The organism is Sphingomonas bacterium, assembly GCF_903644135.1.
Classification (GTDB): Bacteria; Pseudomonadota; Alphaproteobacteria; order Sphingomonadales; family Sphingomonadaceae; genus Sphingomonas.
The window spans coordinates 1-5,138 of sequence record NZ_CAHJXA010000202.1 but is presented as its reverse complement, the minus strand read 5'-3'; the positions used below and the strand labels follow the sequence as shown (position 1 = coordinate 5,138).

The window sequence follows — 5,138 nt, the reverse complement described above, 5'->3', positions numbered from 1 at the left end:
CGTCGCTGCCGCCCGCGATCGATGCGATGGCCGAGGCGTTGCCGTTCGCCGATGACAGCTTCGACGCAGGGATGGCCAGTTTCACCGTCCACCAATGGGGCGACCTCGAACAGGGCTTGGCCGAGCTGCGCCGGGTGACGCGCGGGCCGGTGGTGATCCTCACCGCCGATCCGGACGCGCTAAGGCGGTTCTGGCTGCATGATTATGCACCGGAGATCACGGCCGTGGAAGCATCCCGCTACCCGGCCATCGACCGGATCGTCGCCGCGTTGCCGGGTGCGGTGGTCGACGATGTCCCGATCCCTTTCGATTGCCGCGACGGGTTCAACGAAGCCTATTACGGCCGTCCCGAGCGGTTGCTCGATCCGGCGGCGCGGCTGTCCTGTTCCAGTTGGAGCTTTGTCGCGGCGTCGGTGGTCGATCGGTTCGTCGCCGACCTCGGACGCGATCTCGCCGACGGGTCGTGGGACCGCCGCTTCGGCCATTTTCGCCGCATGCCGGTGCTCGACGGCCCATTGCGGCTGATCGTCTCGACAGGGTGACGGCGCTGGATGCGCCGGCCGTCGGCTTCCACGGCCCGGTCAAACGCTCGATCACCATCGCCGGGCACCCGACCTCGATCAGCCTGGAGCCTGTCTTCTGGACGGCGCTGGAAGCCGCGGCCGCCAACCATGACCTGCCGCTCAGCGCCGTGGTCGCGCAGATCGATGTGCTGCGCATCGCCGCGCCCTCGCCGCCCAACCTCGCCAGCGCGATCCGCAGCTGGCTATTTGCGAATGTGAGTGAGAATTAGTCTCAATAGAGTTGACAGTGAGAACGACTCTCAATAGCGAACGCCCTAGCTAAGGAGAGTTTTCGTGACCACCACCATGTCGTTCCTGGCGCTGTCCTGCGTCGGGGCTTTCGCCACCGCACCTGCCTTTGCCGAGGATCCCGCGACCGCGACCCGCGACACGGTGCCGGCGGCCGGCGCTGCCGACCCGCAGGAGCGCCGCGATGTCGTCGTCACCGGCCAGCGCGTTCACAACACCGACGACCCCAAGCAGGTCGCGCCGATGGTCAACACCCCCAAGTCGATCGTCGTCCTCGACAAGAGCGTCATCGAGCAGACCGGCTCCAACAGCCTGCAGGATGCGTTGCGCACCGTTCCCGGCATCACCTTCGGCGCAGCCGAGGGTGGCAACCCGATCGGCGACCGCCCGTTCATCCGCGGCTTCGACAGCCAGGGTAGCATCTATGTCGACGGCGTGCGCGATCTCGCCTCGCAGAACCGGGAGGTGTTCGCGACCGACTCGGTGCAGATCGTGCGCGGCTCGGACTCGACGCTGGGCGGGCGCGGCTCGGCGGGCGGCACCATCAACATCATCTCCAAGCTGCCGCAGGCGCAGGATTTCGGCAACGTCACCGGCAGCTTCGGCAACGCCGCCTACAAGCGCGTCACCGCCGACCTCAACCTCAAGGCGACCGACACCGTCGCCGTCCGGATCGAGGGGCTGTGGCACGACCAGGACGTCGTCGGCCGCGACTATATCTACCAGCGTCGCTGGGGCGTCGCGCCGTCGGTAACGCTCGGCCTCGGCACACCGACGCGGCTGACCTTCGCCTTCTATCACCTGACCAGCCATGAGCTGCCCGACAGCGGGCTGCCCTACCGCTATGTCTGTTCGGCGACCCTGTGCAACGCGCCGACCACCGGCAACGTGCTGTCGCAGCCGGCGCTCGGCACCTTCACGACGCTGAACGGCCAGACCGGCACGGTCGCGCGCACCACCTTCTACGGCCTGACCGATCGCGATTTCCGCAACACCAACACCAACCAGGCGACGGTGCGCGTCGAGCATGATTTCGGCGGCGTCACCCTGCGCAACACCGCGCGCTACAATCGCGACAGCCAGAACTACATCTACCTGCTGCCCGACGACTCCAACGGCGATGTGTACGGCATCCCGACGATCGCGCCCGGCACGGTCAACCGTGTCGACGGCGGCGTCGAGCAGGTCGGTGGCGGCTATGTCTGGCGGCGGGCCAACACCCGCTACAGCTACGACGTCAGCCTGATCGACCAGACCGACCTTGCCGGCACCTTCACCACCGGCAGCATCAAGCACAGCTTCGCGGTCGGCACCGAGTTCTCGTTCGAGAAGGACCGCCGCGGGGCCTATGTGCTGGCCACCGGTGCGACGATCAGCCCGCGCTGCGACACCTTCACCGTGTCGCGCTATTACTGCACCAGCCTGTTCAACCCCAATCCCAACGATTTTTACGTCAACTACACCAGCGACACGTCCAACGTGCCCACCCCGATCGTCAAGGGATCGCTGGCGAGCGAGACGCAGAACGATGCCGATACCGAGTCGGTCTATGGCTTCGACTCGATCACGCTGCTGCCCTGGGCGATCCTGAACCTGGGTGCCCGCTACGACCGCTTCAAGTCGACGATCACGCCGGCAGTGGCGACCGGGACGGCGGCGCAGCCGGCGGGGACGGCGGCATACAAGCTGTCGCGCACCGACCGATTGTTCAACTATCAGGTCGGCCTCGTCCTCAAGCCGACGCGCGAGACCAGCGTCTATGCGAGCTACGCGACCGCCGCGACGCCGCCCAACAGCCTGCTCGGCGAGGGCCGCGAGGACAATGCGCTGCCGACCTCGCCGACCACCGTCGCCGGCAACCTCGACCAGCTCAAGGTGCAGAAGACCAAGACCTATGAGGTCGGTGCGAAGGGCAGCCTGTTCCACGAGCAGCTGGCGCTGGCGGCGGCGGTGTTCCAGACCGACATCCAGAACGCGCGGGTGACGATCGATGCCAATACCGTGGCGTTCCTGGGCCGTACCCGCATCCGCGGCGTCGAGCTGACCGCGAGCGGGACGATCCTGCCGGGCTGGACGGTGTTCGGCGGCTACACCCATCTCGACCCGGTGGTGACCGACGGCGGCAACTCGGCGCTGACCGCGCCCGCGGTCGGCGCACGCGCGGCGCAGGTGGTGTACGTCACGTCGGTCAACACCGGCAAGCAGGTGCCCTCGACGGTGAAGAACAGCTTCACCGCGACCACCAACGTCACGCTGTACAAGCGCTTCCAGATCGGCGGCAGCGTGATCTACAACGACCGGCAATATGGCGGCTATGCCGACAACCGCACCGCGACGCAGAACGCCGCCGGGGTGGTGACGGTGAACCCGGCGACGGTAGTGCTGTACCGCGAGGTGCCCGGCTATGTCCGCTTCGACGCGCGCGCCAGCTACGACGTCGCGCCGCACATCACGCTCAGCGTCAACGCGCAGAACCTGACCGACAAGGCCTATTTCACTCAGGCCTATGCCTCGCATTACGCGACGATCGCGGCAGGGCGCACCGTGTTTGGCACGGTGAAGGTCGGCTTCTGACGTCCCCGGTTTCAAGCGTCCCCTCCCCGACGCCTGAATACCTCGCCGCGCGCCTCTCGGAACCTCCCGAGGAGCGCGCGGCATTTTTGCGATCGCTCGCCGATGCCGGCGAGACGGAGGCGATGGCGCTCTACGGTCAGCTGCTGCTCGACGGCGACGGCGTAGCGCGCGACGAACGGGCGGCGCTCGGCTGGTTCACGCGCGCGGCGGCGCAGCATCACCTGATGGCGCTCAACATGGTCGGGCGCTGCTACGACCTTGGCTGGGGAACGCCGGTCGACAAGGGGCGGGCCGCGGAATGCTACCGCATCGCCGCGGGGCGCGGGCTGGACTGGGCGATGTATAATTACGCCACATTGCTCGCGCTGGGCGATGGCGTGGCGGAGGACAAGGCGGCGGCGCTCGGCCTGTTCGAGCAGGTCGCAGGCGGCGAGGGGCTCGCCGCCCCCAAGGCCGCCAATTACGTCGGCAGCTTCGCCGAGGATGGCTGGGCAGGGCCGGTCGACATGGCCAAGGCCGCGCATTGGTACGCCCGGGCGGCGGCGGGCGGCGACTTCCGCGGCTGCTTCAACCATGCGCGGCTGCTCGGCGCTGGCGGCCGGGTCGACGAGGCGCTGCCGTGGCTGGAACAGGCGGCCAAGCTTGGCAATCCGCGCTTCGTGCGGCAGGTTGCCGACTGGCTGGCGAGGAGCGACGTGCCGCGCTTCGCGACCGACGGGCTGGCGGCGCTGAGGAGGGGACAATGCTGATCGCGATCCCCGACCTGCTCGACCCGGCCGGAGTGGCGCGGGTGCGCGGGCTGATCGACGCGGGCGATTGGGCGGACGGCAACGCCACCTCGGGCCACCAGTCGGCTCTCGCCAAGCATAACGAGCAGCTGCCCGAGGACTCAACCGCCGCGCGCGAGGCGGGGGCACTGGTGCTCGACGCGCTCGCCGCCTCGCCGCTGTTCGTCGCCGCCGCGCTGCCGCTCAAGGTGTTCCCGCCGCTGTTCAACCGCTATGCCGGCGGCCAGGATTTCGGTCTCCACGTCGACAGCGCGGTGCGCATCCGCCGCGGCAGCGACTTTCGCCTGCGCGCCGACCTGTCGGCGACGTTGTTCCTCGAAGACCCGGCCGCGTATGACGGCGGCGATCTGGTGATCGAGGACCGGTTCGGGCCGCAGACGGTGAAGCTGCCCGCCGGTCACCTGGCGCTTTATCCAGCCTCCAGCCTGCACAAGGTGACGCCGGTGACGCGGGGGTCCCGCATCGCTTCATTCTTCTGGGTGCAGTCGATGGTGCGTGACGATGGCGCGCGGCGTCTGTTGTTCGACCTCGACGGGGGCGTGCAGGGCGCGGCGGCGGCGATGGGGCAGGGCGACCCGGCGGTGGTGGCGCTGACCGGCGTCTATCACAACCTGCTGCGGCGCTGGGCGAACGCGTGAGTGCGGTGGCGCTGGCGCTGGCTGTCGTCGTGGCGCACCCGGCCTATGCGGGTATTCCGCACGTCGCCATCGTCACCTACCCGGTCCATGGCGACACGCTCGCGGCGATCCGCGCCTCGCTCGACACGCGCCATCCGGTCGATCGCAACGATGGGCAGGAGGTGGAGGCGGTCACCCATTGGCGCTTCACCTGGCAATGGCCGGGCCCGCACGATGACCAGCCCTGCGACCTGACCGCAGCGAGCGTCCGGTTCGCGGCGACCGTCACGCTGCCGCGGCTGGTCGGGCTGTCGCGGCTGCCGGCCGAGGTGCAGGCGGCGTGGCGG

General features: G+C 68.6%; 6 protein-coding genes. All 6 read left to right on the top strand.

The window, feature by feature from the left end:
• Window positions 1-542 (top strand): class I SAM-dependent methyltransferase (locus HUU96_RS10860; protein ID WP_174292818.1); only part of this gene is annotated, 542 nt, incomplete at its 5' end.
• Entirely contained in the window at window positions 539-793 is a 255-nt protein-coding gene (locus HUU96_RS10855) for a ribbon-helix-helix domain-containing protein (RefSeq protein WP_174292817.1), read from the top strand. The genes HUU96_RS10860 and HUU96_RS10855, both read left to right, overlap by 4 nt.
• 64 nt (window positions 794-857) lie before the next feature.
• A complete protein-coding gene (locus HUU96_RS10850) occupies window positions 858-3,386 on the top strand; it encodes a TonB-dependent receptor (RefSeq protein ID WP_368039764.1) in 2,529 nt (842 codons plus the stop codon).
• 86 nt (window positions 3,387-3,472) lie between these two features.
• Window positions 3,473-4,135, top strand: coding sequence for a tetratricopeptide repeat protein (locus HUU96_RS10845; RefSeq protein ID WP_254605184.1), 663 nt, complete (start codon window positions 3,473-3,475; stop codon window positions 4,133-4,135).
• The gene (locus HUU96_RS10840) at window positions 4,129-4,812 is read left to right on the top strand and encodes a Fe2+-dependent dioxygenase (RefSeq protein ID WP_174292816.1); all 684 of its coding nucleotides are present in this window, start codon (window positions 4,129-4,131) and stop codon (window positions 4,810-4,812) included. The genes HUU96_RS10845 and HUU96_RS10840 overlap by 7 nt, the downstream gene beginning before the upstream one ends.
• On the top strand, window positions 4,809-5,138 hold a 330-nt coding region (locus HUU96_RS10835; RefSeq protein ID WP_174292815.1), incomplete at its 3' end, for a DUF922 domain-containing protein. The genes HUU96_RS10840 and HUU96_RS10835, both read left to right, overlap by 4 nt.